We start from the raw sequence: 23,751 nt of genomic DNA, 5'->3' as shown, positions 1-23,751 counted from the left end.
AAGTAGGTTGTCCGGGGGCTAAGCATCTACGACGGCTGAACTGTCACTCGTCAAGTGGGGATTTCGTCCCTTCCGGCTCGTGACCGGGAAGCGTGACGATGTTCTGCCGACCGAGGGATATCTTGCTCACCTGTCCCTCCTCTTCGAGAGCGGAGAGCCGCCTGCTCACCTTCGACTTCGACCAGCCGGTCTGGTCGACGAGCTCGCTCTGCATCAGCCGCCCGTCGTTCTCGGCGAGCAACTGGAGGATGCGGTCCTCGTCGGTGACGACCGTGTCGGGCGCCGCGGTCGCGGCGGCGCCGCCGTCGGAGGTGTCCGTTCCGCCGTCGTCACCGCGTCGGGCCGTCCGCCCCTCGCCCGTGCCGGGACGAGAACCGGGGCCACCGAGCGAGGAGAACGCGCCGTATCGGTAGGCCGCGCCGACGACGACGAGGACGAACAGGGCGGCCACCCCGAGCAGGACCGGCCAGATGGACTGTCGGGGGTTGGTTCCGAGGCTCACTTCGAGGCTGTCCCGGAGACCGTCCCCGTCGGTGTCGACCGACCGCGGGTCGGTCCCGTGGTTCTGTATCTCCGGGCCGTCGTCCAGCCCGTCGCTGTCGGTGTCGGCGGTGTCGATAGAGGTGTTGTTCGACACCTCGTGGACGTTGATGAGCCCGTCGCCGTCCACGTCGCCGCTCTTCGTGATGTACCAGACGGTCGTGGAGTTGTTGGCGACGACCTCCCCGCCGTTCGGTTGGCTCTGGAGGACGAAGCTCAGTCGATACCGGCCGGTGGCGTTTCTCGGGGCGGAGAGCCGTTCGAACGTGACGTTAGTGGTCGAGTTCGGTTTGAGGGCGGTCACCTGACAACCGAGCTCCGAGCGGTTGCCCAGCTGCTCGTCCTCCGCGCTCACCACCTTCCGTGCGTTCACGCAGTACCGGTGGACGCCGCCGGGGCCGTCGTTGTGAATCGTCGTGCTCGCGCGGGCGGGGTCCGACTGCCAGAGATACGTCTTGTTGGTGTCCGTCGTCGTGTTGACCGCCCCCGGGCCCCCGAAGGAGACGTTCGTGATTCGAACGTCCGCATCGGCTTGGCCGACGACGGCGACACTCCCCACGACGAGGAGGCAGGCGAACAGAAGCGTGATGAGTCTGACCTGCATGGCTACCCGTGACGACCCCGACGGTGGGATGATTGGTCATACATCGGGTCCCCGTATGTAGTTTATGACTCCGAGAGCGGAGTGCAGAACGCCGCGTCGGCGTGCCGTCCGTCGGTCCCGACGGCGGTGGCGCACAGCCGCGGCTCGTTCGCTCGAGATGTGGGAGAGAAGGTGATGGACGACCCGACGACTCCGGCGTCAGCAGCTGACGGGACCGGTCACGACCCTGGTGCCAGAGGGCCGGACCACGTCCTGTCGACGACGCCGGATGTGTCGGTGACCGATGAACTGGTGTGCACTCGCCGTGGTGGTGGTGCCGTTAGTGGTTCGGTGGTGGGAGACACGTCCGAGTGTCTGGTCGGGTCGTCCACCGGCTGCTCGGTCGCAGACCGGTTCGAGTCCGCGCGTGGCCGCCACTACGCTAGTGAGGCGCCGGGATCGTACTGGTGCCAGAGTACGCCCCGTCGCGCTCGGGTGGCGGCCGTCGCGGAAACCGGTTCTGCGCTCACACATGGTCGTTTGGGCCTCGCAGCCGATTCAGAGGAGGGACCGTGATAGAATAAAGGGAGCCACCTGTTGAGTATTGTTTCGCACTGTTTCAGGTGCTCACCCCCGATAACAGCCGGTTTCCGGAATTCCGGCGGACGGGCAGGAGTCGGCAATCCCTGCCTCGGCCCGAGGCGTCGACAACACCCGACGAGACGACGTCGGGGTAGGGAGTGCAGTCGCCTCAAAAGGCAGTACTCGGCGGAGACGACGGCGAAATCGGCCGCCGTAAGCCGCCGTTACTTCGAACCCGGGGCGCCTCCGTCTCCGGAACTCCGTGCGTAATAGGCTCTACAGAGCAACTATCGTCGTCTCGAACCAGTCATCGGGAGAATGATTCAGTGTGAACTGTAGTTCTGGAGCGTCCAGTGGCGTGGGCAGCCGACGGCCGGTCGACACTCGCGGTGAGGACGGCGTCCGGACGACGACGACCCCCGAGAGATGAGGTCCAATCGAGAGCGGCGAATCTCGGGCAGTGGTGATTCCGACCCGGAGGCGAACCCCAGCGGGAGTTGGGCCGAACGGAAAACTCGGCGGGGAGCCGGCGAGTGAATCCACGGTCGGTCGACGTCCAGCGGCGCCGAACCGGTCGGCGACGCTGTCCGTCCGAGGTCACACAGAAGTGGTACGGACCGACGTCGTAGGTCCGTCAGTCGACCGCTCGACTACTACGCTACGAGAGCCGCGGAGGCGTTCGCGGACGCGTTCGCCTCGACGGCGGCCCCGCCGTCGTCGCTCTCGGAGGCGTTCTCACCCTCCGTGGTCATCTCGCTACCGGAGTCGGCGCCCTCGGCGCCGGACTCGTTCACCGTCGCGTTCTCGGCGCCGCCGGTGCTGCCGCCACAGCCGGCGAGCAGGACGAGCAGTGCAACCGCGGCCACTGCGAATACGGTCTTCTTGTTCATGGGTTGTCTGGCCGTCGTAGCCGGTCGATTCGAGATGGGGGAGGAGAATAAAAGGGGCCGAGCGTTCCGTTTCCTTCCAACCGTTTCGCCGGGTTAGGTGGGGTACAATAGCGCATACTGCCGGTACGCGTGGCCACGGGCCCCGAGTCGGGAACCGACACCGACTAAGGGTGGCCGGTCCTCCGTGGGGGTAGTGGTAGAGGTTTTACTCGTCGTCGGGTTAGCGGTCGCGGTGTTCGTCGGGTTCAACATCGGTGGTTCCTCGACGGGTGTCGCCTTCGGACCCGCCGTCGGGAGCGGCGTGGTCTCGAAGCTGACGGCGGCCGCACTGATGACCGCCTTCGCCCTCCTCGGCGGGTGGATCGTCGGCCCCAACGTCATCGAGACGATGGGTGGGGAGATCGTCACACAGCGGTTCACCCTGCTCGCGAGCGTCATCGTCCTCTTCTTCGTCGGGTTGGCGCTGCTGGTCTCGAACACCTTCGGCGTCCCCGCCTCCACGTCGATGACGGCCGTCGGCGCCATCGCCGGCCTCGGGGTCGCCCGCGGGACGCTCAACGAGGGGAAGATGCTCGAAATCGTCTCCTGGTGGATCGTCGCCCCCATCCTCGCGTTCTGGGTGTGTGCGATGATCGGCCGGTACGTCTACCCCTACCTCGACGCCCGCTTCGCCATCGACCGCACCGAGGGGTCGGTCGTCGAGTTCACCCCCCTCCCCCGACGGGCGCCGGGCACCTCCTGGCGGGAGTTCGGCGGGACGGTCGCCGTCGTCGCCATCGGCTGTTACATGGCGTACGCGGCCGGCGCCTCGAACGCGGCCAACGCCGTGGCACCGCTCGTCGGCGGCGGGTTCATCGACGTCGGCGTCGGCGTGGTCGTCGCCTGCGGCGCCATCGGGCTCGGAGCGTTCACCATCGCCCGCCGAACCCTGGACACCGTCGGCAACGACCTCACCGACCTCCCGCTGCTCGCGGCCCTCATCGTCGAGGTCGTCAGCGCGAGCATCATCACCTTTCTCTCACAGATCGGCATCCCCGCCAGCCTCGCGGTGAGCGCCACGATGTGTATCGTCGGCCTCGGGTGGGGCCGGGCGACCCGCACCGTCACCATCGGTGACGCGATGCGCGGACGCGGTCCCGACGTGTCGGTCAACGCCTTGACCGCCGAGACGAAGAAGGTCAAACCGATGGGGAAGGAAGACGAGGAACTCATCGCCGGCGACCTCTTCGACCCGGGCACGACCGGTCGCGTCATCTTCTTCTGGATTCTCACGCCGTCGCTGTCGGCGGTCGCCTCCTTTCTCCTGTTCGCGTTGACGCCGGTGTGAGCCGGTAGGGCGACTCCACACCGTTGCCAACCCGCCCGAGACACCGTCGGTTCGTCCCCTCGTCGTGGCGTCCGGTGTCGGTCGGCAACCCCTGGTCACGTCACCACGGCCTACCCCCGACCTTCAACTCTTTCGGCCAGTGACGGCGGGTTTTGGGCTCCCAAACAGCAAAGCCTAATGAGGTGGCATCCGAAGCCTCGCCCGATGCCCACGGTAGAATACCTCAACTACGAAGTGCTGGACGACCAGGGCTGGGACCTCGACGACGACGACCTCTTCGACCAGGCCGCCGACGCCGGCCTCGACGACGAAGACTACGGGTCGCTCGACGTCAACGAGGGCGAGTACATCCTCGAGGCTGCCGAGGCCCAGGGGTACGACTGGCCGTTCTCGTGCCGCGCCGGCGCCTGCGCGAACTGCGCAGCCATCCTCAAGGAGGGCGAAATCGACATGGACATGCAGCAGATTCTCTCCGACGAGGAGGTCGAGGACAAGCAGGTCCGTCTGACCTGCATCGGGTCGCCCGCCGCCGACGAGGTGCAGATCGTCTACAACGCGAAGCACCTCGACTACCTGCAGAACCGCGTCATCTGAGGTCGACGGCGTAGTTCGCTTCCTTTCTTTCGCGCTCGCACTCGCAGCGACGGCGCCGCCGACTCCGACCATCCCAAACTTAATCCCGGTTGCCGAGAGGAACCCGGTATGCTCGCCTCGACACCGGACCTTCTGCGCCTGCTCGTGGTGCCGGTCTTCGCCTGGGCGGCGTGGCGGGATATCAGGACCCGTCGCCTGCCGAACCGGCTCTGGGCGCCGCTCGTCCTCCTCGGCCTCGTCGCGCTCGCCGGGGACCTGCTCGTCCGACTGCCGCTCGCCTCACCCGGCGACACCCTGTTCCTGCTCCGGGTCGCCATCAGTCTCGGCTTCGTCCTGCCGCTCGCGTACGTCTTCTGGCGACTCGGCGCCTTCGGCGGCGCCGACGCGAAGGCGCTGATGACGCTCGCGGTCGTCTTTCCGACGTTTCCCACCTACGCCCTCCCAGTCGCGTCGGCGCCGACGGTCCCCCTCCAGCCGACGGCGCTCGGCGTGTTCTCGATGACGATTCTCACGAACACGGTGGTCGTCGCGCTCGCGTACCCCGTGGCCCTCGCGGCCCGTAACCTGCTCGCCGGCGACGTGGCACCCGTGATGTTCCTCGGACGCCGCGTCCGCGTCCGCGACCTGCCGACGCTCCACGGGCGACTGTTCGAGGACCGGGAGGGGACGACGCGAAGCGGCCTCGACCTCGACGCGCTCAGGATGTACCTCCGCTGGCGAGGCGTCAGCCTCGCGGACCTGCGTGCCGACGCCGCGACGCTACGGGACCCGACCAGCGTGGGAACGACCTACCCCCCGACCGACGGCGCCGTCGGGGCCGGCGCCGACCGCGGGAGCGACCACGGGTCGGGAGTCGCGACCGACGGGAGCGGTCGGGCGGCGCCGGCGCGTGCGGGGGCGAACCGAGCCGACGGCAGTGGCGTAGGCGGTGTCGACGGCGTCGACGCCAGTGACGTAGACGGTATCGACGGCGTCGACGACCCGTGGGCTGCCCAACGCTTCCTCGACGATATCGACGGGAGCGCCTACGGTACCACGTCCGAGCGCCTCCGGGAGGGGCTGGCGGTCGTCGCCGACCGAGAGACGGTGTGGATATCGCCTGGCCTCCCGTTCGTCGTCCCGATGTTCGTCGGGCTCCTGCTCGCGCTGACCTACGGCGACCTGCTGTTCGGCGCGCTCGGCCTCGTCGGACTGGTCTGAGCGCCCTCCGGAGTCCGGTTCGGTCGCCGAGATTCATATCGCAGGCCGCGACCACACCCTCCATGACCTGACGAGACGCCGTGTGGGGGCCGAGGCGGGTGCGCGGTGACCCTCCGCACGAGCGACTCCGGACCCACGAGCCGGTTCGGCCGCCGCCTGTCCGCCACGAGACGCCTCACTCGGGACGCACAAGACATATCGGCCCGACGCGCTTCGGGTCGCGTATGAGCAGCGAGAGCGACACCGCCGACACGGCCGGCACCGCCGAGGTGGAGGTCGACTTCGGCGACGACGGGCTCGTCCCCGCCGTCGCACAGGACGCCGACTCGGGCGAGGTGTTGATGCTGGCTTACGCCTCCCCGGCGGCGCTCGAGCACACCCGCGAGACGGGTCACGCCCACTACTACTCCCGCTCGCGCGAGGAGCTCTGGGAGAAGGGCGCCACCAGCGGCCACCGCCAGCACGTCCGCGAGGTACGGGTCGACTGCGACGCCGACGCCCTCCTCTACCTGGTCGACCAGGACGGCGGCGCCTGCCACACCGGTCACCGTTCCTGCTTCTACCGAACCGTCGACGGCGAGGAGCGCGGCGAGCGCGTCTTCGACCCCGACGAGGTGTACGACGAGGGATGACCGACTCCGTCGAGGGAACCGCGAGGGGCGACGGGAGCGCGGACGGCGCGGGGGGCGACTCGGCTCCCCCCCTCGGCGAGCGGAGCGTCGACGCTCTGCTCGCCGACCTGCGAGAGGCCCGTACCGCCGCCGCCGACGCCGAGGACGCCGTCGAGTCGGTCGGCGAGAGCCGCCTGGAGTCGGTCGCCGACGCCCACGGGAGCGCCGTCAGCCTGCTCGACCGGTACGAGGACCGCGCCGTGGGGAGCGGCGACTTCGAGGCGTACCTCGAGTTCCAGAACCGCTTTCTCGGCCTCGTCGAGGAGCTTCCCGAGGACCTCCCGAAGCGCGAGGCGTTCGAGGCGGCGAGCGACCGCCTCGACCGCCGGCGGCTCCGCGAGCGCGACTTCGAGGCGGCCCGCGAGCACGTCGCCGACGCCGAGGAGGTGGCGGACCGACTCGACGAACGAGAGCGGGCGCGAGAGCGCGAGTACGAGGCCGAGCGGCGGGTCGAGGACCGACTCGACGCCGTCGAGGAGCGAATCGGGGAACTGGAGCGGCTGGTCCGGCTGGGGGACGCCGACCTGGACGCCCCCGTCGAGCGGCTCCGGGAACCGGTCGAGGCGTACAACGACGCCGTGAAGGAGTCGTTCGCGGCGTTCAGACGGGAGGCGAGCGCGCGGGAGCTGTTCGCGTTCGTCGAGACCACCGCCGCCTACCCGCTCGTCGACTACCGTCAGCCGCCCGCGGAGCTGGCCGAGTACGTCGCGGAGCGGGACGCCGGCACCGAGTCGGTGACCGACCTGCTCGACTACGCCGACTACTCGACGTCGAAGCTCGACCACTACGTCGACGACGCCGCGGCGCTGAAACGCCGGGTCGCCGTCCACCGCACGTACCTCGAACGGCTCGACGCCGAGCCGCTCGTCGTCTCGTGGCCGCCGCCGTCGGCGGGGGAGCTCCGGTACCGCGCCCGCGAGTTGGTCGCCGTCGTCGGCCGGTTCGCCGACGAGGAGACCGTCGCGAAAGCGCGAGCGCTCCGCGACCTCGCCGAACGCGACGACTACGGCCGGCTCCGGACGGCCGCCGAGGCTCGGACGACCCTGACCGAGACGGAGCGCGAGCGCCTCGAACGCGGCGCGGTGGCGAGGGAGCTCGACAGGCGACGAGAGGAGCGAGCGCGACTGGCGGGCGCGCTGGCGGAGTCGAAGTAAGCGTTCCCTATCCCGTTCTCGGGAGGAAACAGCGGTTCAGGCCGTCGCGAGCGCGTCCTGCAGGGCGTCGTGGACGTCGTTCGCCAGCGACTCGGCGCGGGCGCGGTCGCGGGCCTCCGCGTAGACGCGGACCTTCGGCTCGGTACCCGAGGGCCGGACGAGCACCCACGCGTCGCCGTAGTCGAGTCGGTAGCCGTCGGTGGTGTCGGGTTCGGCGTCGGCCTCCAACGCGTACGCTTCGGCGGCGTCGAGCATCGCGTCGAGTTCGGCTTCCTCGTCGTAGAGGACGTTCCGTCTGACGTTCGCGTAGCCCGTGTAGGGGGCGACGACCTCGCTCGCGGGGCGCTCGGCGACGAGTTCGAGGAACTTCGCGCCGATGAACGCGCCGTCGCGGACGAGTCGATAGTCGGGGAAGAAGATGCCGCCGTTGCCCTCACCGGCGATGGGGACGCGCTCGCCGTCGGCCTGTAGTTCGCGGATACGCGTGATGATGTTCGTCGCGCCGATGGGCGTCAGTTCGAGGTCGGCGCCGACCTCGTCGCAGACGTCGACGAGTCGCTGCGAGACGTTGACGGCGGCGACGGTGGTGTCGCCGGCCTCGAGTTGGGCCGCCGCGAGCGCCGCGAGCGACGTGTCGCCCTCGACGTACTCGCCGTGCTCGTCGAAGAAGATGGCACGGTCGGCGTCGCCGTCGTGGGCGATTCCCACGTCGGCGTCCGAGGCCCGGATGAGCCGGCCGAGGTCGCCGAGGTGTTTCTGGACGGGTTCGGGGTCGCGGCCGGGGAAGTGACCGTCGGGCTGTCCGTTGACCGTGACGACCTCACAGCCCAGTTCGCGGTAGAAGTCGGGGGACGTGAGCGCACCCGCACCGTGCCCCGGGTCGAGGGCGACCGTGAGGTTTCCGTCTGCGATAACCTCGCGGTCGACCCGAGCCAGCATGTCGTCGACGTAGTCGCGGTTGGCCGAGTCGACGTGTCGGGTCTCGCCGACCGTCCGCCAGTCGGCGACCGCGAACTCCTCGTCGAGGATGTGACGTTCGACGGCTTCGAGGCGGTCGACCGGGAGTTCGACCCCGTCGCTGCCGACGAGTTTGACCCCGTTGTACTCGGGTGGGTTGTGCGAGGCCGTGATGACGATGGCCGGTACCTCTTCGGCGTCGCAGTACCGGACGACGCCCGGCGTGGGGACGACGCCGAGACGGTCGACGTCGACGCCGACGCTGGCGAGCCCGGATGCGGCGGCGTTCGTGAACATCTGCCCGGTGGTCCGCGTGTCCCGAGCGACGGCCGCGCGCTCGACACCCCAGACGGTGCCGGCGGCCTTCGCGACGCGGAGCACGAACTCGGGGGTGAGCTGCTCGCCCGCCACCCCGCGCGTGCCACTCGACCCGAATAGCTTCATTCAGTCGTCGTTCCGGCGCCCAACCTCAAAGCCGTTCCGAAGGATTCTCGACCCGAAAACCGTGATACTCGGACGCCTCGGCGGGCTCGACGCGCCGGGGGCGACCGGCCTCAAGCGGGGTTCTTCCGGGAGAGGTCGCTCCCGCAGATGGGACAGCGGTCGTGCTCGTCGTCGAACACCCGACCGCAGCCGGCACACTGGAAGCGCCACTCGCGCTGCTCGCTGATGCCGTCCTGGGCGATGACCTCGACGGCGACGTCGAGATGTTCGGCGACGTTCTGCATCGCGTAGTCGTCGGTGACGAGCGTCGCGTCGAGTTCGAAGGCGGCGGCGATGAGCCGGACGTCGGTGTCCGAGAGCTCCCCGGCGTCGCCGGTCTCGGTCGCGGCCCGGCGGACGGTGTCGACGGCCCCCTCGGCGGGGACGTGAATGTGCATCCCCGCCCCTTCCATGGCGTCGAAGCGGAACGCGTGTTCGCCCTCCAGCTCCTCCTGCACCATGGGGATGGAGGCGGTCTGCTCGTCGGTGGTGTACTCGTGGATGAACGCGGACGTGTCGAGAATCTGCATCTGAGTCTGAGTCTGAGTGTAAATCTGCGTCTGGTGTCGGGAGTCAGCGGCGGACGACGATGTAGTCCTTCACGGCCTGGACGTGGTCGACGGGCACGCGGAAGTGGCCCTCCTCGGTGCGCTCGAAGGAGAGCTGTTCTGCGACGGCCTCGTGCGGTTCGATGACGAGGTCGCCGAGCGCCCCCGTCTTCAGGTTCATCGTGATGTTGTACAGCATCCCCAGCTCCGTCCCGTCGGACCCCATGACGGCCTTGCCGGAGAGGTTCTCGGCGAGTATCTCGGCCATATCGCCGAATACGAACGGAGGGGTATAAACGCCACGGGGCGCGTCTGACGGGGAGCGGACGGATGGCGGGAGTCGACCGCCGACCGGGGACCGTCGACTCGACCAGTCCGTCACCGAACAGCAACCACGGAGAACGCGCTCTCCGGAGCCCCGTGAAGTTGAAAGACTTATCTTCCCGCCAGCGCCAAATCACGGTAACCGAACTTCTCCGGGGAGATTTCTCATGTCGGACACGGACACAGACCCAGACACGGACGCAGGCGCTACAGGCGAATCGCTCCGCACCCCCATCGTCGCCGTCCTCGGGCACGTCGACCACGGGAAGACCACGCTGCTCGACAAGATTCGGGGGTCGGCCGTCAGCGAGGGCGAGGCGGGGGCCATCACCCAGCACATCGGCGCCACCGCGGTGCCGCTGGAGACGGTGTCGAACATGGCGGGGAGCCTGGTCGACCCCACCGACTTCGACCTGCCGGGTCTGCTGTTCATCGACACGCCCGGCCACCACTCGTTCTCGACCCTGCGCGCACGCGGCGGGGCGCTCGCCGACATCGCCGTGCTCGTCGTCGACGTGAACGACGGGTTCCAGCCCCAGACCGTCGAGGCCATCGACATCCTCCGGCGGACGGGCACGCCGTTCATCGTCGCCGCCAACAAGGTCGACACCACCCCCGGCTGGAACGCGCAGGAGGGGTCGCCCATCAAACAGACGTACGAGGCCCAGAGCGACCGCGCGCGCTCGATGCTCGACGAGAACCTCTACGAGGTCATCGGCAACCTCTCCGACGAGGGGTTCTCGGCGGACCTCTACTGGCGCGTCCAGAACTTCCAGAAGAACATCGGGGTCGTCCCGCTCTCGGCCATCACGGGCGAGGGCATCCCGGACCTCCTCGCCGTCCTGATGGGGCTCTCCCAGCGGTACATGAAAGAGGAGATGGCCGTCGACATCAGCGGCCCGGGGAAGGGGACCGTGCTCGAAGTCAAGGAGGAGAAGGGGTTCGGCGCGACCCTCGACGTGGTGCTGTACGACGGCACGGTCCGCGAGGGCGACACCGTCGTCGTCGGCGGGACGAACGAGCCCATCGTCACGGAGGTCCGCGCGCTGCTCCAGCCGCGGCCGAACGCGGAGATTCGAACGGAAAAACGGTTCGACAAGGTCGACTCCGTCGCCGCGGCGGCAGGTGTGAAGATCGCCGCCCCGGACCTCGACGAGGCGATGGCCGGCGCGCCCGTCCGGGTCGTCCGCGGCCGCGAGCGAGACGCCGTCGTCGAGGAAGTCCGGAAGGAGCTGGCCCAAATCGAGGTCGACACCGAGGAGGAGGGCGTCGTCGTCAAGGCCGACACCCTCGGCTCGCTGGAGGCGATGGCGAACGCGCTGAAGGAGGCCGAGATTCCCATCCTCCGCGCCGAGGTGGGCGACATCGCCCCGCGCGACGTGGCGGTCGCCTCGACGGCGGGCGAGGACGTCCACAGGGTCATCCTCGGCTTCAACGTCGACGTGCTCGACCGCGCCGAGCGCGAACTCGACGAGACCGGCGTGAAGCTGTTCCGTGACGACGTCATCTACCAACTCGTCGAGGAGTACGACGAGTACGTCGAGGAACAGAAGCGCGCCCAGCAGGAGACGGTGCTCGACAAAATCGTCCGCCCGTGCCGGTTCCAGATTCTCCCCGACCACACCTTCCGCCAGAACGACCCCGCGGTCGTCGGCGTCGAGGTACTGTCGGGGACGCTGAAGAACAACCAGCGCGTCGTGAAGTGGGAGGACGGGAAGCCCAAGCGCGTCGGCGAGCTCTCCGGCATCCAGGACCAGGGTGAGGACGTCTCGGAGTCCCGCGCGGGCAACCGCGTCAGCGTCGCCATCGACGGCCCCACCGTCGGCCGGCAGATAGAGGAGGGCGACGAGCTGTGGATAGAGCTCCCCGAGAAGCACGCGAAGGTGCTCGAACAGGAGCTCTCCGACGACATTCCCGCCGACGAACTGGAGGCCCTGCAGGGCTACCTCGACAAGCACCGCAAGCGCGACCCCTTCTGGGGGAAGTAGACGGGACTCACCGAGCGGCCGGTCGAGAGCGTTCATCCACCCCAGACCCCGTCCGCGTCCGGCTCACCGACCCCCCTGTTTCTCGTCCAGCACGTCCCCGTGAGTTACGGATACGTTCGACGTGACGTTCCTCGTGAGTACCCTGTGGGTATGGGGAGAATCGATACGTTGGATGCGGACATAATCACCCGACGGAGGTGTCTTCGACGAGCTACCGAGAGCCGTCCACGGGCAACGACCGTCTCGGCGTGTCGGAGTACGACCTGTTGCTCGCGCTCCTTCCGTTCCGCTCCTGCTCGGCCTCGGCGGCGCCTGGACGCTGTCGGTGCCGACCGCCGTCGGCGCGACCCTCGGTGGGGTTCCGTCGGCGCTGCTGCTCGGGTACGCGCTGTTCGTCAGAACGCCGGCCAGGGCCGACGGGCGGCCCGGAGTCGGGAGCGGGACGTAGTCGCGTTGCCGGCGACTACCGTGCGGTCGGCGTGACGCTGTCGCCGACGACGTTCATCACCTGGAGCGCGGCGCTGGCGGCGAGGCCACGGGCGACTTCGGTGCGGTCCTCGGCGTCGAGGCCGGCGTCGAGGTCGTCGGGGTCCGGCGAGAAGCCGGCGCTGACGGGATGGCCCGCTGGCGGCTGCACGGCGACGGTCGCCGTCGGGCCGTTCACACCGTAGGAGAGCTCCGAGCCGACCGCGTACCCCTCGGGGAGGTACGACTCGGTCTCGGCGACGATGCCGGCGACCGCCCGCCGCAACGCGAGCTTCTGGTCGCGCGACAGCTCCACGTCCTGAGCCGGCCGCCCGGCGTCAACCACGCCGGGGGCACCTGCGTACGGATTGTTTCCGTTCATAAGAGGCTGGTCGGGCGTTGTAGGGGTAGCGGGCGTATAAACCCAGCGGAGCGGCGAATCTCTGCCGTCTGTCGGACGGGAGCGGGGTCCGGACCGTCGCTTCTTCGACCGCCTACAGGATGGGGTCGCTCTCCCCGTAGACGGCGACCGTGAGCGCCGTCGCGAACCCCTCGCCGTCGTGGTCGGCCGTGGTGACCTCCACGCGGCGCTCGTCGAGGGTCCACTCCCGGAGGTCGGCGCCGGCGTCGAGGCCGGCCTCGACCCGACTCCGGACCGAGTCGGCGTCGGTGCCGGTCGCCTCGTAGAACAGCCCCGGTCCGGGACCGGTTGCCCACCCGAGTCCGGCGGCGGCGCGGCCCACCTCCGATATCGTCGCTCGCGCCTCGACCACGGTGAGGCGCTCCCCCGCCGGGCCGAGGTCCGGCGCCGTGCCGACGAACTCGACGGTCGCGTCGGTCGGGACGACCGAGGAGACCGTCACGAGGTTGTAGTTGTGGATGCCGGCGTCGGCCAGCGCCGCGTCGTACGAGGCCATCTTCGTCGGCGCGCCCGCGGCGCCGGTGACGACCCGGATGATACCCATTTCGTCCGGTGGTTGTTCGTTCGTGCGAGAAACGGTTTCGGATTCGGGCCGCCGGCGCGGCGGTCCGCGCGGACGGGCGTCGGCGTCGGCACCGGATGGAGGCCCGCCGAACGCGGGAACCGCCGACGGGGCGAACCTGCGAGGCCTTCGAGGTGACGCGTCGAGCGGGTTCAGTGGGGCTCCGAACCCGGCCACAATCGGACGTTCCCTCCCTCCCTACGAAACGGGAACGGGCCGCGGACCGGGCAACTACGTATTGCGTTACGGAGTACTAATTCGCTCAGCTTCGCCACCGAGAGGATTTATTACAGTCGGTCGCCGGGCGGTCGGCCGTCGTACTCGCACGCCCGCCGACACCGACTCCTCGCTGGAACGACGCCCCGTCGGGGACGCCCTCTCCGGAGCCGACACCGGGCCGCCGTATCGGTTCAGTGTGAGATTTCCCGCTTCGAGGGGCACGGAGGGGTCCGTTCGAGGGGTCGGGTCGACGGCGACCCGTCCGCGGCCGGAACCCCTGACCGGCTAATCCCCACCGCTCCGACTCTCGGCCCGGTGTTCGCTGATGAGGCGGTCGACCATCTCGGCTTTCCGGTCCTTCCGGCGGTCCTCGGCACGGCGCTCCCAGTCCGCGATGGCCGCTTCCACGTCGCTCTCGCGGGCGACGGCGAGTTCGTCCACCTCCTGCATCTGCACGTCTTCGGCCGGGCCCACCGGGATGCCGGCCTCGAACAGCACCTCGTCGGCCACGTCGGAGAGTCGACCCGTCCGGAGCACGACTCTGGGGTCGACGTCGGCGAGGCGTTCGGCGGTCGAGCGGCCGGCCCCGGAGGCGTCGCGGAGGTACACCACGTCGCCGGCGGCCAGCCCGTACTGCTCGTCGGCGGCCTCCAGCGCGTCGCGGGTGAACTGCTCGACGCACTTCACCGACACGAGGTCCCTGCCCTCCGAGACGTCCGCGAAGTTCGAGTGGTCGAGTTTCCACAGCGTCTTCAGCCGGTCGAGCTTCGATTCGAGTTCGTCGGCCCGCTCGGTCGCGTCGTCGCGCTCGCGCTCCAGCCGCCCCTTCTCGCGCTGGAGGCGCTTCACCTCGCGACGCTCGCGGGCCTCCCGGCGCTCCTGCTTGCGGGCGTCGGAGAGCTCGCGTTTGTACTCGGCGATGGTGTCGTCCTTCGAGTCGAGACGACCGCGGAGGTCCTCGACGTGAGATTCGAGGCGGTCGACCTGCGATTCGAGGTCGCGGATGCGCTTCTCCTCGGCGGTGAGTTCGCGCTGGGGTTCGGTCTGTTCCTCCTCCTCCGTGCCCTCCCCGTCGTCCGTGAGTTCGCGGAGGACGGCCTCGACGGACTCGTCGCCGCCGACGACGCGGGCGATGACCTCGTCGCGGTCGAGACCGGCGGGCACCTTCCGGGAGACCCGCTCGAACTGGCTCTCGTGGGCGTCGACCGCGAAGAGGGCGGCGGCGAGGGCGTCGCGCTCGTGGTCGTTGTCGTAGTCGTGCTCGCGGGTCCGGTGGAGCTTCTCGTCGACCGGCAGGTCCCGTTCGGGCGCCCAGCCGGCGGCGTCGAAGGAGCGCCGGAACTTCTCGACGGTCTCCGGCATGGGGGTCACGTCGGCGGCGACGATGACCGGACGCCCGCGCTCGATGAGCCACTCGATGACGTCCGCGGTGTCGGCGGTCCGGGTGGAGTGGACGTCGAGGGGCTTCCCGTCGAGGGAGACGACCGCCGCGGCGGTCGTCGTCCCGGGGTCGATGCCGACGACGACGTGGTCCCGTCGTTTGGCGAGCGGCTCGAACTCGATGCCGTCGCGACGCTCGCGCTCGACCTCGATTCGCACGTCGCCCGCCCGGCGCGCCGAGACCGGGATGTCCTGCGGGCGCCCCTCGACGGTGAATATCGCATTGGAGTAGCCGCCGTACTTCTCGGTCACGTCGACCTCGAAGTCGAGGCCGGCCGACTTCAGCTCGGACTCCACGTCCCGCGCCGTGGTCTTTACGTTCCCGTGGATGCGCCGGGTGTATCGGTCGGCGCTCCAACCGCCCTTCCCGGTCGAACGCCCCCGAGAGACCTTCACGGTCGTGGTGTTCGTGAAGGCCGACACCTCCTGGCCGACGTTGACGGCGGCGAGACGGGCGGCCGCCTCGGCCTCCTTCATCGGCTTCTTCCCGTAGGGCACGCCGTGGCGGGAGGCCACGCGGGAGAGGGGTTCGGGTCGGTTGGCACCGGTCACCTGCACCAGCTTCGTCCCGGCGGGAAGCGAGCGCAGGAAGTGGACGAGGGCGTCCTTGTCGGGCGCCAGCTCGTACATGTTGTCCGTCGCGACGATGGCGGGCTCCTCGCGGTCGATGAGCCGTCTCAGTTTTCGGAGGGAGACCACGTCGCGGTCCACGTGCTCGCCGTCGAAGGCGACGAGCGCGTAGGATGGCGAGTCGCCGCGGACGTCACCGCTCTGCACGTCGACACCGAAAACGACGGAGTCGAGCGCGCTCGTCCGGTCGTTCACGGCCGCGCGTAGGGACGCGGAGGGTAAATAGGCCACGCCGCGAGCGGTGTCGGGGCGCCGAGACGTCGGGAGTGCGCCGGACCCGTCACTCGGCGGAGAACCGGAGCAGGGGATGGAGCCGGACCGCGATGAAGGGATGGGTCACGCATCCGACGACCCGCCGATGCTAGGGCGGCGGCCCGACGGCCCCGAGAGCGGAGCGTTCACGACGGTGACACACTCGATGCACGACCCGGTCACTGGCGTTCCGGCATCCGTGGTATGTGTGTACATATCATAACTGTAGCGTCGTCTCGGAGCCGACTGGATTCGACGCCGAACGGTCACCGGTCGGTCGACGGTGGGTACCGGGCGAGCCGCACCGCTGCGGACGCCACTGGGTGTACAGGAAGGGTGCCTCTGGGAGGGAGGAGGGGAAAACGGTCGCGCGATGCGAAACCGTCGGCCCGATGGATTACGGCTCGACGCGCCACCCGACCCAGGATGCGGTGCCGAACCGTACCACGACGTGTGACCGCCGGCGTGATAAGCCTGTTGGCTTAAAGGACTTGTTTACACCACGTCAAAATTCAATAGGTGTTAGTAGTATCCCGGACAGCTCAGGAGTCCGGGTACGGCACCTCGACGGTCTGTCCGTCGTGGGCGACGAAACACTCCCCGTCGAAGCGGCGCCGGGCCTCGCGCTCCAGTTCGGAGGCGTCGCCGGCGTACCGCGAGGAGACGTGCGTCAGCGCGAGTCGCTTCGCCCCGGCGCGGGCCGCCACGTCGGCGGCCTCCCGGGCCGTCGAGTGGTGGGTCTGTCGGGCGCGACCCGCCGCCTCGTTGGTGAACGTCGCGTCGTGGATGAGCAGGTCGGCGTCGGCCGCGGCGTCGACGGTCGCCTGCACGGGCCGGGTGTCGCCGGTGTAGACCAGTCGGCGGCCGGGTCGGGGGTCGCCGACGACCTGCTCCGGCCGGACGACGGTGCCGTCCTCGAGTTCCACCGGCTCGCCCGCGTGGAGCTTCCCGAACGCCGGGCCGACGGGAACGCCCAGTTCCTCGGCACCCTCGCGGTCGAACCTGCCGGGCCTGTCGTCCTCGACGACGACGTACCCCTGCGAGACGGTCCGGTGGTTGGTCTCGAAGGCGCGCACCTCGAAGCCGGCGCCGTCGAGCGCGACGGAGCCGGGTGCCACCTCGTGGACCCGAACCGGGTAGGAGGGCTGGAAGCCGGCGGCGTGAACCAGTCCCTCGACTTGCTCACGACAACCCGGCGGCACGTGGATGGCAAGGGGGTCCTCGCGGTCGGAGAACTCCCACGACTGGACCAGTCCGGGGATGCCGAGCACGTGGTCTCCGTGGAGGTGTGAGACGAAGATGTGTGAGACGCCGAACCCCGTCTCGAAGCGCATCATCTGGCGCTGGGTCCCCTCGCCGGCGTCGAACAGCATATCGATGGCCTCCTCGTTGTGCGGCGAGAGCGAGAGGAAGACGGCACTCGGCGCCCGCTCCGTGGTCGGCACCGCGCCGCTGGTGCCGAGGAAGGTAACGCGCATAGACATGGGAGCGAGTAGTCAGCCCCCCGGTAAACGCGTGTCGAAGCGTTCTGACAGTGCGGGTCGGGTCGTCGGTGCCGACGTGGGATTTATTGACAGGGGTCGAATGTCTTTCAGTATGTCCCTCCAGAAGCGTGTTTCGAACAAGCTCCCGGGCATCGTGATATTCCTCACCATCGGACTGGGCATCCTCGGAGGGGAACTCGGTATCGACACCGGGATGGTGTGGGTCGTCGGCTTCGTCGTCCTCCTCCCCATCGCCGGCATGCTCAACGGGGCGCACGAGGGGTCGGACGACGACCGGGAGACCCCCACCGCTGCCGACGCCTCCGACGCCGCCGAGTCGACCGATACGACCGACCCGCTCGACCGCCTCCGGGACCGCTACGCGCGCGGCGAACTCGGCGACGAGGCGTTCGAGCGGAAGTTGGAGGCGCTGCTTGAGACCCAAACCTACGACGGGGCGCGGGACCGCGTCGCTCGCGACCGGACGGAACCGGCCGTCGGCGCCGAAGTCGAGGCCGAGTGAGCCGCGACGACTCCGCGCCCGACCGTTCACGACTGTTTAACTGTTCATATTTGTTGAACGTTCGGGCCGATATAAGGTGTCGAGTCCGAACGGGAGTCTATGGAGACGAAACTGCCGCTTGCGGTGCTGACCGCTGTCCTCGTCGTCCTCGCCGGCTGTACCGGCGGGGTCGGCGTCGACGCGGGCGGGTCGGCATCCGTCGACGAGAGCGCGACGACGAACGGAACGACGAACGCGCCGGATGACGCCGGCGACGGTGACGAGTCGGACGCCGACGCGACCGCGTCGGGGGACGGCACGGTGAACTTCTTCGTCAGCGACGAGCGCAACGCCATCGGCGACTTCGCGAGCCTCAACGTGACGATATCGAAGGTGGGGCTCCACCGGGCCGGCTCGGAGCGCGGGGACGGCCCGGAGGGCGAAGCCGACGCCGAGGCCGGAGCCGAGACGAACGCCTCCGCCGACGCCACCGTCGCGGCCGACGCGAACGGGAGCGGCGTGAACGCGAGCGCCGCCGCGAACGCCACCGTAAAGGCGAACGTCTCGGCCGACGCGAACGCGTCGGCGACCGCGGAGGGCGGGGCCGGCGCCGGCGCCGAATCCGCCGACGACGAGGAGTCGAAGGGTGGCTGGGTCGAACACGAGGTCGGGAACGCCACCGTCGACCTCACCGAGTTACAGGGCGCGAAGGCGAGTCGGCTCGGGTCGTTCGCGGCCGAGAGCGGCCAGTACGACAGGGTCTTCGTCTACGTCAGCGAGGTCGAGGGGACACTGACGACCGGCGAGACGGTCCGCGTGAAGCTCCCGAGCGGGAAGCTCCACGTGAAGCGCGAGTTCGCGGTCGGCGCCGGGAGCGCGGTCGACTTCGTCTTCGACATCACGGTGTTCGAGGCCGGCAACAGCGGGAAGTACGTCCTCAAGCCGGTCGTCGGCGAGTCGGGAACGGGCGACCAGGTCGACATCGAGGACGTGAGCGCCGACGCGGACGAGAACGCGCCGGACGGCGACGCCAACGCGACACCGACGACCGGACCGGTCGTCACGACGGCGACCGCGACGCCGAACGACACGGCCGGGGGCAACGGCGCGCTCGACGCCCGATTCGAGGGGAGCGTCCGGGCCGGAACCGACGCGACGCTGGTCGTGACCCGCGGCGGCGACCCCGTCGAGGGCGCGGCCGTACTGACCGGCGGCGACGCCGTCGCCCGGACCGACGCCGACGGCCGCGCGTCGGTGCCGGTCCCCGTCGGGGCCGGCGAACTCACCGTGACCGTCGAACAGGACGGCGAGACGGCGACGGCGACGAAGACGGTCGCTGGCGTCGGCGGGGGGAGCGGAAACGGCGGAGACTGACACCGGCGCCGCGGCAGGTGGGGCGAAGTAGGGCTGGGTGCGGCGGCCCCTCCCGGAGCGGACCGGATTATTCTTCCCCCTCCCTCGACAACCACGGGGTAATGGACGCGCCGCTGTGGACCGACGCGCACGCCCCCGCGCTCGCCGACCTCCCACAGGAGGAGGTGTGCGACCGCCTCGGGCGGGCCGTCGACGAACCGATGAACCTCGTCCTCCAGGGCCCGTCGGGCGTCGGCAAGACCGCCGCGGTCCGGGCGCTCGCCCGCGAGACCCACGACGACCCCGACAACGACCTCGTGGAGATCAACGTCGCCGACTTCTTCGACCGGACGAAGAAGGAGATTCGCGAGGACCCGCGCTTCGAGCAGTTTCTCGCGGGCCGGAGCCGGATGGCGAAACGCGACATGATAAACCGCGTGCTGAAGGAGTCCGCCGCCTACGCGCCGATGTCCGGCGACTTCAAGACCGTCCTGCTGGACAACGCGGAGGGCATCCGCGAGGACTTCCAGCAGGCGCTGCGCCGGGTGATGGAGCAGTACCACCGCAACACGCAGTTCGTCATCGCGACGCGTCAACCCACCAAACTGATTCCGCCCATCCGTTCGCGCTGCTTCCCCGTTCCGTTCAGAGCCCCGACGACCGACGAGACCGCGGACGTTCTCCGCCACATCGTCGAAGCGGAGGGCGTCGAGTACGACGACGACGGGCTGGAGTACGTCGCCGGCTACGCCGACGGCGACCTCCGGCGGGCAGTGCTCTCCGCCCAGACGACGGCCTCAACGGCCGGCGAGATTACGATGAACGCCGCCTACGAGGCGCTGGGCGAGGTGAGCACCGACGACGACCTCCGGGCGGTGTTCGACGACGTGGAGGACGGCGAGTTCCGGAGCGCGCGCAAGACCCTCGGGAGCCTGCTGGACGACGAGGGGTACGGCGGGGACGAGCTCCTCCGCGAACTGCTCCGGGTCGCCCGCGCCGACTACAGCGGCGCCGAGCTCGCTCGACTCCACCGCCTCGCCGGGGCGACCGACCTCGACCTCGCGACCGGGAGCGACGACCGACTCCACCTCTGTCACCTGCTCGCCGTCTGGGCCTACGGCGACGACGCGGACGGAGGCATCGAACGGCTCTCGGTGGGGATCTGACCGATGCGCTTCTCGGACATCCGCGACACCCGCATCGTCGACGACGGGTGGCGCTACGCCGCGCTCCCGCTCCTGTTCGGCGTCCCGCTGGCCATGCTCTCGCCGCCGGTCGGGGTCGTCCTCCTGCTCGCCGCCGTCGCCGCGCTGGCGTTCTTCCGCGACCCGCCGCGACACGCCCCCTCGGCCGGTTTCGTCGCCCCCGCCGACGGGAAGGTCTCCGTGATTCGCGAGGAGGACGACCGCGACGGCCGCGTCCGCGTCGGCGTGTTCATGAACGTCACCGACGTGCACGTGAACCGCGCGCCGGCGCCGGGGACGGTCGAGTCGGTCACCCACCGGGAGGGCGCCAACAAGCCGGCGTTCTCGAAGGACTCCGACCGCAACGAGCGCGTCGACGTCGACTGCGGCGACTACGAGGTGTCGCTCATCGCGGGCTGGTTCGCCCGCCGCATCCACCCGTACGTGGAGGCGGGAGACGAACTGGAGCGCGGGGAGAAGGTCGGACACATCTCCTTCGGCAGTCGCGCGGACGTCCTCCTCCCCCCCGAGGTCGGCGTCGAGGACGTGGTCGTCGCCGAGGGCGACAAGGTGCGGGCGGGCGAGACGGTCGTGGCGATCGCCGACGAGTAGTCGACGGCGGCCTGCGCCGGTCGCGCTCGACGGTCTCCGTCGTCCGAATCCGCGAGCGTCGAGCCGACGACCCGGCTCGGCGCCGTGGCGCTCAGTCGTCGCTGCTCCCCACACCGCGTTCCCGCGACGCACGCATGTCGTCGCGGGCTTCCGACCGGACGCGGCCGACGGTTATCTTCTCCCCGTAGCCGAGATAGCTCAGTCCGAGGATGGTGACGAGCGCCGCGAGCGTCGCCGGAACCGCCGATTCGAGCGGTCCCTGACCGAACAGCGCCGGTTCGCCGAGGCCGAACGCCCAGACGACGAAGACGACGCCGCCGACGACGAAGCCGGGGAGGCCGGCCTCGCGTCGCGTGCCGTCCCACAGCATCGCCGCGATGCCGGCGAACAGCACCGACATGATACCCATCCCGAGCGTGTTGATGGCGATTATCTCGATGCCGCTGAGCGCGACGACCGCCGCGGCGACGCCGAAGACGAGGATGGTGAGCCGGGTGACGCTCACGAGGTGGCGCTCCGAGAGCCCCTCCTTTCCGCCCCGGAGCGGGACGTAGAGGTCGTTGACGAACGTCGTCGCGCCCGCCAGCAGAAACGAGTCGGCCCCGCTCATCACCGCGCCGACGGCGGCGGCGAGGAGGAGTCCCGCGAGCACCGGCGGGAGGGTGTTCGTCAGCGTCCAGGCGAACGCCATCGAGGACTCGATTTCGGCGCCCTGTGCCTGTGCGATGAGTCCGGCGGTGGCCGAGAGGACGCCGTAGCCCGTGATGACCACGCCCGCGAGGAACGTCCCGACCTTTGCGACGCGCGCGTTCCGCGCCGACCACGTCCGCTGGAGCATCTGCTGTTGGGCGCCGGCGACGGTGAGGTACATCAGATACCAGGAGCCGATCTGGATGAACCCGACCGCGAACCAGTTGGTGTGTCCCTGCGGGAGCGTGGCGGTGACCGCACCGACGCCGCCGGCGTTCACGACGGCGAGCGGGATGGCGACGACCATCCCGACGATGACGAGCACGCCGTGGAGCGTGTCGGCCCACGCGACGGAGTTCATCCCGCCGTAGACGGTGATACCGATGAACACCGCGACGCTCGACCAGAAGGCGACGTTCAGCGGAATCCCCGTGACGGTGGCGATGATGGAGGCCATCCCGATGGTCTGACCGGTCGTGAGCGCTACCTGCCCGAGAACGGTGAACGCGGCGGCGAAGTACTTCGTCCGGTCGCCGAACACCCGCCCGAGCAGTTCGGGGACGCTCACCACCTCGAAGGAGTAGAGAAAGCCGACGATGAGTGTGATAGTCATCCAGGCGAGCCCCTGTGTCATCGCGTACCATTGGGCGCTGACGCCGTCGACGAACGCGGTCTGGGCGATGCCCATCGTCAACCCGCCGCCCGCGAAGGTGGCGAAGTACGTCATCATGTAGACGGGGAGGCTCAGGTCCTTCCCCGCCAGTGCGAACTCCACGTAGTTCGACCCGGCGCCGCGACCGGACCACAACGCGATGCCGACGGTGGCGGCGAAGTAGGCCACCATCACCAGCAGGAGCGGGTCTGTCAGGTCTACCACGCGCCTCGGCTCCGTCCGCCCTCGCTGTCTCGGTGTATCATGAGAATTCGTGCAGAACCTCGCGCGGCCCGGGGAAGTACGGAATGCCAGTAAATACAGGCTAGACCTGTGTGTCGGTCAGAGAGCGTCCAGGACGTGGACGTACCGCGTCAGCGACCGGTGGACTCGGCGTTCGAACAGCGCCTCGAGCTCCCAGCCGGCCGACAGCGCCGCCTCGCGCCAGGAGCGGTCGGCGATTACCACGGCTCGCGGGGCGACCCGGCGGGCCTCCGAGAGGGCCCCCGAGACGAGCTCCTCGAGCGAGTGGCGTTCGATTTTCGACTGCCGACCGTAAGGTGCGTCGAACACGACACCGTCGACCGCGTCGTCCCGGAGCGGAAGTCGGGAGGCGTCACCCCGCAGAAGCTCGAAGGCGGCGCCCTCGGGGGCGTACTCGCGGAGGTTCTCGCGGGCGCCGTTCGTCATCTTCCACTGGGCGTCGCTGCCGAGCACGTCGGCGCCGACGAGGCTCGCCTCGATGAGCGTCCCGCCGGTGCCACACATGGGGTCCAACACCGTGGCGCCGGGGCGGGCGCCGGCGACGTTGACGAACGCCCGAGCGTCGAGGGGCGCCATGCTCCCCGGCTGGAAGAACGGCCGGTCGGTCGGCTTTCGGGAGCCGTAGTCCCGGACGGACTCGACCGCGAGCCAGCCCAGGGTACAGACGTCGGCCTCGTCGAGGTCGGAGGGGCCGTCGGCGGGTCGCGAGAGGGCGTCGTCGGCGTCGACCGGCCCCCGAGAGAACACGGCCCGGAGGACGTGGTCGGGGTCGTCGAGGTCGACACTGAACCCGCGGTCGACGAGCACCTGGCCGAGTTCGCGCTCGGCCGTGCCGGTGCTCACGCCCGTCGAGCCGCGCACGTCGTGGGCGCGGACCGCCACCGATCCCTCTCGGCTCGCGTCGAACCGCGCGGCTTCGAGGAGCGCCCGGGCGCTCCCCACGTCGGCGTCGGTTCGTCCGACGAGTTCGCTCGCGCGGTGCGTGTAAGCGAGCGTCCGGACCCGTTCGGGGACGACCCCCTTCGCGACGGCGACGCCGGGGGCGACGACCTCGACCCCGCTCGCGGCGCTCCGGGCCTCACAGGCCGCGAAGGCGTCGTCCTCGCCGGCGAGTTCCAGACAGTACACGTCCCGAGGTTCGGAGCCGGCGACGAAAGCGTGTCGAAACGCCCGGCCCGCT

At 69.6% G+C, this 23,751-nt stretch carries 22 protein-coding genes; 11 read left to right on the top strand and 11 right to left on the bottom strand.

Features of this window, described 5'->3' with window-relative positions:
• Positions 1-43: 43 nt before the first annotated feature.
• Positions 44-1,144, bottom strand: a complete 1,101-nt coding sequence (locus N5095_RS04775) for a helix-turn-helix transcriptional regulator (protein ID WP_267621591.1) — start codon at positions 1,142-1,144, stop codon at positions 44-46.
• A gap of 1,214 nt (positions 1,145-2,358) precedes the next feature.
• Entirely contained in the window at positions 2,359-2,595 is a 237-nt protein-coding gene (locus N5095_RS04770; RefSeq protein ID WP_267621590.1) for a hypothetical protein, read from the bottom strand.
• 193 nt (positions 2,596-2,788) lie between these two features.
• Here N5095_RS04770 and N5095_RS04765 point away from each other — a divergent pair, with 193 nt between their 5' ends.
• The 5 genes from N5095_RS04765 (at position 2,789) to N5095_RS04745 (ending at position 7,541) form a co-directional block, all read left to right on the top strand.
• On the top strand, positions 2,789-3,922 hold the full coding sequence (locus N5095_RS04765) for an inorganic phosphate transporter (protein ID WP_267621589.1): 1,134 nt from the start codon (positions 2,789-2,791) through the stop codon (positions 3,920-3,922).
• Positions 3,923-4,126: 204 nt separating this feature from the next.
• Positions 4,127-4,516 (top strand): ferredoxin Fer, encoded by a 390-nt coding sequence (gene fer / locus N5095_RS04760; RefSeq protein ID WP_267621588.1) that lies wholly within the window; start codon positions 4,127-4,129, stop codon positions 4,514-4,516.
• Positions 4,517-4,624: 108 nt separating this feature from the next.
• The gene (locus tag N5095_RS04755) at positions 4,625-5,716 is read left to right on the top strand and encodes an A24 family peptidase (protein WP_267621587.1); all 1,092 of its coding nucleotides are present in this window, start codon (positions 4,625-4,627) and stop codon (positions 5,714-5,716) included.
• A 224-nt stretch (positions 5,717-5,940) separates the two neighbouring features.
• On the top strand, positions 5,941-6,348 hold the full coding sequence (gene hisI, locus N5095_RS04750; protein WP_267621586.1) for a phosphoribosyl-AMP cyclohydrolase: 408 nt from the start codon (positions 5,941-5,943) through the stop codon (positions 6,346-6,348).
• A complete protein-coding gene (locus N5095_RS04745; protein ID WP_267621585.1) occupies positions 6,345-7,541 on the top strand; it encodes a DUF7118 family protein in 1,197 nt (398 codons plus the stop codon). Before hisI ends, N5095_RS04745 begins: the two co-directional genes overlap by 4 nt.
• A gap of 36 nt (positions 7,542-7,577) precedes the next feature.
• Here N5095_RS04745 and glmM read toward each other — a convergent pair whose 3' ends face one another.
• The 3 genes from glmM to N5095_RS04730 all read right to left on the bottom strand — a co-directional run bounded on the left by glmM (position 7,578) and on the right by N5095_RS04730 (position 9,797).
• Positions 7,578-8,942 carry a phosphoglucosamine mutase gene (gene glmM / locus N5095_RS04740; RefSeq protein WP_267621584.1) on the bottom strand — a complete coding sequence of 455 codons (1,365 nt, stop codon included), beginning with the start codon at positions 8,940-8,942 and terminating at the stop codon, positions 7,578-7,580.
• A 110-nt stretch (positions 8,943-9,052) separates the two neighbouring features.
• The gene (locus N5095_RS04735; protein WP_267621583.1) at positions 9,053-9,511 is read right to left on the bottom strand and encodes an NOB1 family endonuclease; all 459 of its coding nucleotides are present in this window, start codon (positions 9,509-9,511) and stop codon (positions 9,053-9,055) included.
• 43 nt (positions 9,512-9,554) lie between these two features.
• Positions 9,555-9,797, bottom strand: coding sequence for a PRC-barrel domain-containing protein (locus N5095_RS04730; protein ID WP_267621582.1), 243 nt, complete (start codon positions 9,795-9,797; stop codon positions 9,555-9,557).
• 223 nt (positions 9,798-10,020) lie between these two features.
• On the opposite strand from N5095_RS04730, the gene infB reads away from it, so the two are divergent.
• Both infB and N5095_RS04720 read left to right on the top strand, forming a co-directional pair.
• A complete protein-coding gene (gene infB, locus N5095_RS04725) occupies positions 10,021-11,841 on the top strand; it encodes a translation initiation factor IF-2 (protein WP_267621581.1) in 1,821 nt (606 codons plus the stop codon).
• 292 nt (positions 11,842-12,133) lie between these two features.
• Positions 12,134-12,289: a DUF8015 family protein gene (locus tag N5095_RS04720; RefSeq protein WP_465260823.1), complete on the top strand. Its 156-nt coding sequence runs from the start codon at positions 12,134-12,136 to the stop codon at positions 12,287-12,289.
• Positions 12,290-12,304: 15 nt separating this feature from the next.
• On the opposite strand, the gene N5095_RS04715 is transcribed toward N5095_RS04720, so the two are convergent.
• From N5095_RS04715 to rnz, 4 genes are all read right to left on the bottom strand, one after another.
• Positions 12,305-12,688 carry a DUF5811 family protein gene (locus N5095_RS04715; RefSeq protein WP_267621579.1) on the bottom strand — a complete coding sequence of 128 codons (384 nt, stop codon included), beginning with the start codon at positions 12,686-12,688 and terminating at the stop codon, positions 12,305-12,307.
• Between the two features lie 112 nt (positions 12,689-12,800).
• A complete protein-coding gene (locus tag N5095_RS04710) occupies positions 12,801-13,271 on the bottom strand; it encodes a pyruvoyl-dependent arginine decarboxylase (RefSeq protein ID WP_267621578.1) in 471 nt (156 codons plus the stop codon).
• A gap of 522 nt (positions 13,272-13,793) precedes the next feature.
• Positions 13,794-15,773, bottom strand: coding sequence for a DUF460 domain-containing protein (locus tag N5095_RS04705; protein WP_267621577.1), 1,980 nt, complete (start codon positions 15,771-15,773; stop codon positions 13,794-13,796).
• Between the two features lie 599 nt (positions 15,774-16,372).
• Positions 16,373-17,314, bottom strand: coding sequence for a ribonuclease Z (gene rnz / locus N5095_RS04700; protein ID WP_267621576.1), 942 nt, complete (start codon positions 17,312-17,314; stop codon positions 16,373-16,375).
• A gap of 112 nt (positions 17,315-17,426) precedes the next feature.
• Here rnz and N5095_RS04695 point away from each other — a divergent pair, with 112 nt between their 5' ends.
• From N5095_RS04695 to N5095_RS04680, 4 genes are all read left to right on the top strand, one after another.
• The gene (locus tag N5095_RS04695) at positions 17,427-17,837 is read left to right on the top strand and encodes an SHOCT domain-containing protein (protein WP_267621575.1); all 411 of its coding nucleotides are present in this window, start codon (positions 17,427-17,429) and stop codon (positions 17,835-17,837) included.
• A gap of 99 nt (positions 17,838-17,936) precedes the next feature.
• Complete coding sequence (locus N5095_RS04690; RefSeq protein ID WP_267621574.1) at positions 17,937-19,190, top strand: DUF4382 domain-containing protein; 1,254 nt, start codon at positions 17,937-17,939, stop codon at positions 19,188-19,190.
• Positions 19,191-19,291: 101 nt separating this feature from the next.
• Positions 19,292-20,335 carry an AAA family ATPase gene (locus N5095_RS04685; protein WP_267621573.1) on the top strand — a complete coding sequence of 348 codons (1,044 nt, stop codon included), beginning with the start codon at positions 19,292-19,294 and terminating at the stop codon, positions 20,333-20,335.
• 3 nt (positions 20,336-20,338) lie between these two features.
• Entirely contained in the window at positions 20,339-20,965 is a 627-nt protein-coding gene (locus N5095_RS04680) for a protein sorting system archaetidylserine decarboxylase (protein WP_267621572.1), read from the top strand.
• Positions 20,966-21,056: 91 nt separating this feature from the next.
• Here the strand turns inward: N5095_RS04680 and N5095_RS04675 are convergent, their stop codons facing one another.
• Together N5095_RS04675 and N5095_RS04670 are read right to left on the bottom strand one after the other, a co-directional pair.
• A complete protein-coding gene (locus tag N5095_RS04675) occupies positions 21,057-22,532 on the bottom strand; it encodes a sodium:solute symporter family protein (protein WP_267621571.1) in 1,476 nt (491 codons plus the stop codon).
• Positions 22,533-22,649: 117 nt separating this feature from the next.
• On the bottom strand, positions 22,650-23,699 hold the full coding sequence (locus N5095_RS04670; protein WP_390202634.1) for a methyltransferase domain-containing protein: 1,050 nt from the start codon (positions 23,697-23,699) through the stop codon (positions 22,650-22,652).
• Positions 23,700-23,751 lie beyond the last annotated feature (52 nt).

It is taken from the genome of Halobium salinum, from assembly GCF_026586625.1.
Lineage (GTDB): Archaea > Halobacteriota > Halobacteria > Halobacteriales > Haloferacaceae > Halobium > Halobium salinum.
Note: the sequence above shows the minus strand (reverse complement) of the source record. Positions and strands in the feature narration are given on the sequence as shown.

Excerpts from the sequence above, each read along its gene's own strand:
- N5095_RS04775 (WP_267621591.1), bottom strand. The coding sequence starts at position 1,144 with ATGCAGGTCAGACTCATCACGCTTCTGTTCGCCTGCCTCCTCGTCGTG.
- N5095_RS04770 (WP_267621590.1), bottom strand. The coding sequence starts at position 2,595 with ATGAACAAGAAGACCGTATTCGCAGTGGCCGCGGTTGCACTGCTCGTC.
- fer (WP_267621588.1), top strand. The coding sequence starts at position 4,127 with ATGCCCACGGTAGAATACCTCAACTACGAAGTGCTGGACGACCAGGGC.
- N5095_RS04755 (WP_267621587.1), top strand. The coding sequence starts at position 4,625 with ATGCTCGCCTCGACACCGGACCTTCTGCGCCTGCTCGTGGTGCCGGTC.
- hisI (WP_267621586.1), top strand. The coding sequence starts at position 5,941 with ATGAGCAGCGAGAGCGACACCGCCGACACGGCCGGCACCGCCGAGGTG.
- N5095_RS04745 (WP_267621585.1), top strand. The coding sequence starts at position 6,345 with ATGACCGACTCCGTCGAGGGAACCGCGAGGGGCGACGGGAGCGCGGAC.
- glmM (WP_267621584.1), bottom strand. The coding sequence starts at position 8,942 with ATGAAGCTATTCGGGTCGAGTGGCACGCGCGGGGTGGCGGGCGAGCAG.
- N5095_RS04735 (WP_267621583.1), bottom strand. The coding sequence starts at position 9,511 with ATGCAGATTCTCGACACGTCCGCGTTCATCCACGAGTACACCACCGAC.
- N5095_RS04730 (WP_267621582.1), bottom strand. The coding sequence starts at position 9,797 with ATGGCCGAGATACTCGCCGAGAACCTCTCCGGCAAGGCCGTCATGGGG.
- infB (WP_267621581.1), top strand. The coding sequence starts at position 10,021 with ATGTCGGACACGGACACAGACCCAGACACGGACGCAGGCGCTACAGGC.
- N5095_RS04715 (WP_267621579.1), bottom strand. The coding sequence starts at position 12,688 with ATGAACGGAAACAATCCGTACGCAGGTGCCCCCGGCGTGGTTGACGCC.
- N5095_RS04710 (WP_267621578.1), bottom strand. The coding sequence starts at position 13,271 with ATGGGTATCATCCGGGTCGTCACCGGCGCCGCGGGCGCGCCGACGAAG.
- rnz (WP_267621576.1), bottom strand. The coding sequence starts at position 17,314 with ATGTCTATGCGCGTTACCTTCCTCGGCACCAGCGGCGCGGTGCCGACC.
- N5095_RS04695 (WP_267621575.1), top strand. The coding sequence starts at position 17,427 with ATGTCCCTCCAGAAGCGTGTTTCGAACAAGCTCCCGGGCATCGTGATA.
- N5095_RS04690 (WP_267621574.1), top strand. The coding sequence starts at position 17,937 with ATGGAGACGAAACTGCCGCTTGCGGTGCTGACCGCTGTCCTCGTCGTC.
- N5095_RS04685 (WP_267621573.1), top strand. The coding sequence starts at position 19,292 with ATGGACGCGCCGCTGTGGACCGACGCGCACGCCCCCGCGCTCGCCGAC.
- N5095_RS04680 (WP_267621572.1), top strand. The coding sequence starts at position 20,339 with ATGCGCTTCTCGGACATCCGCGACACCCGCATCGTCGACGACGGGTGG.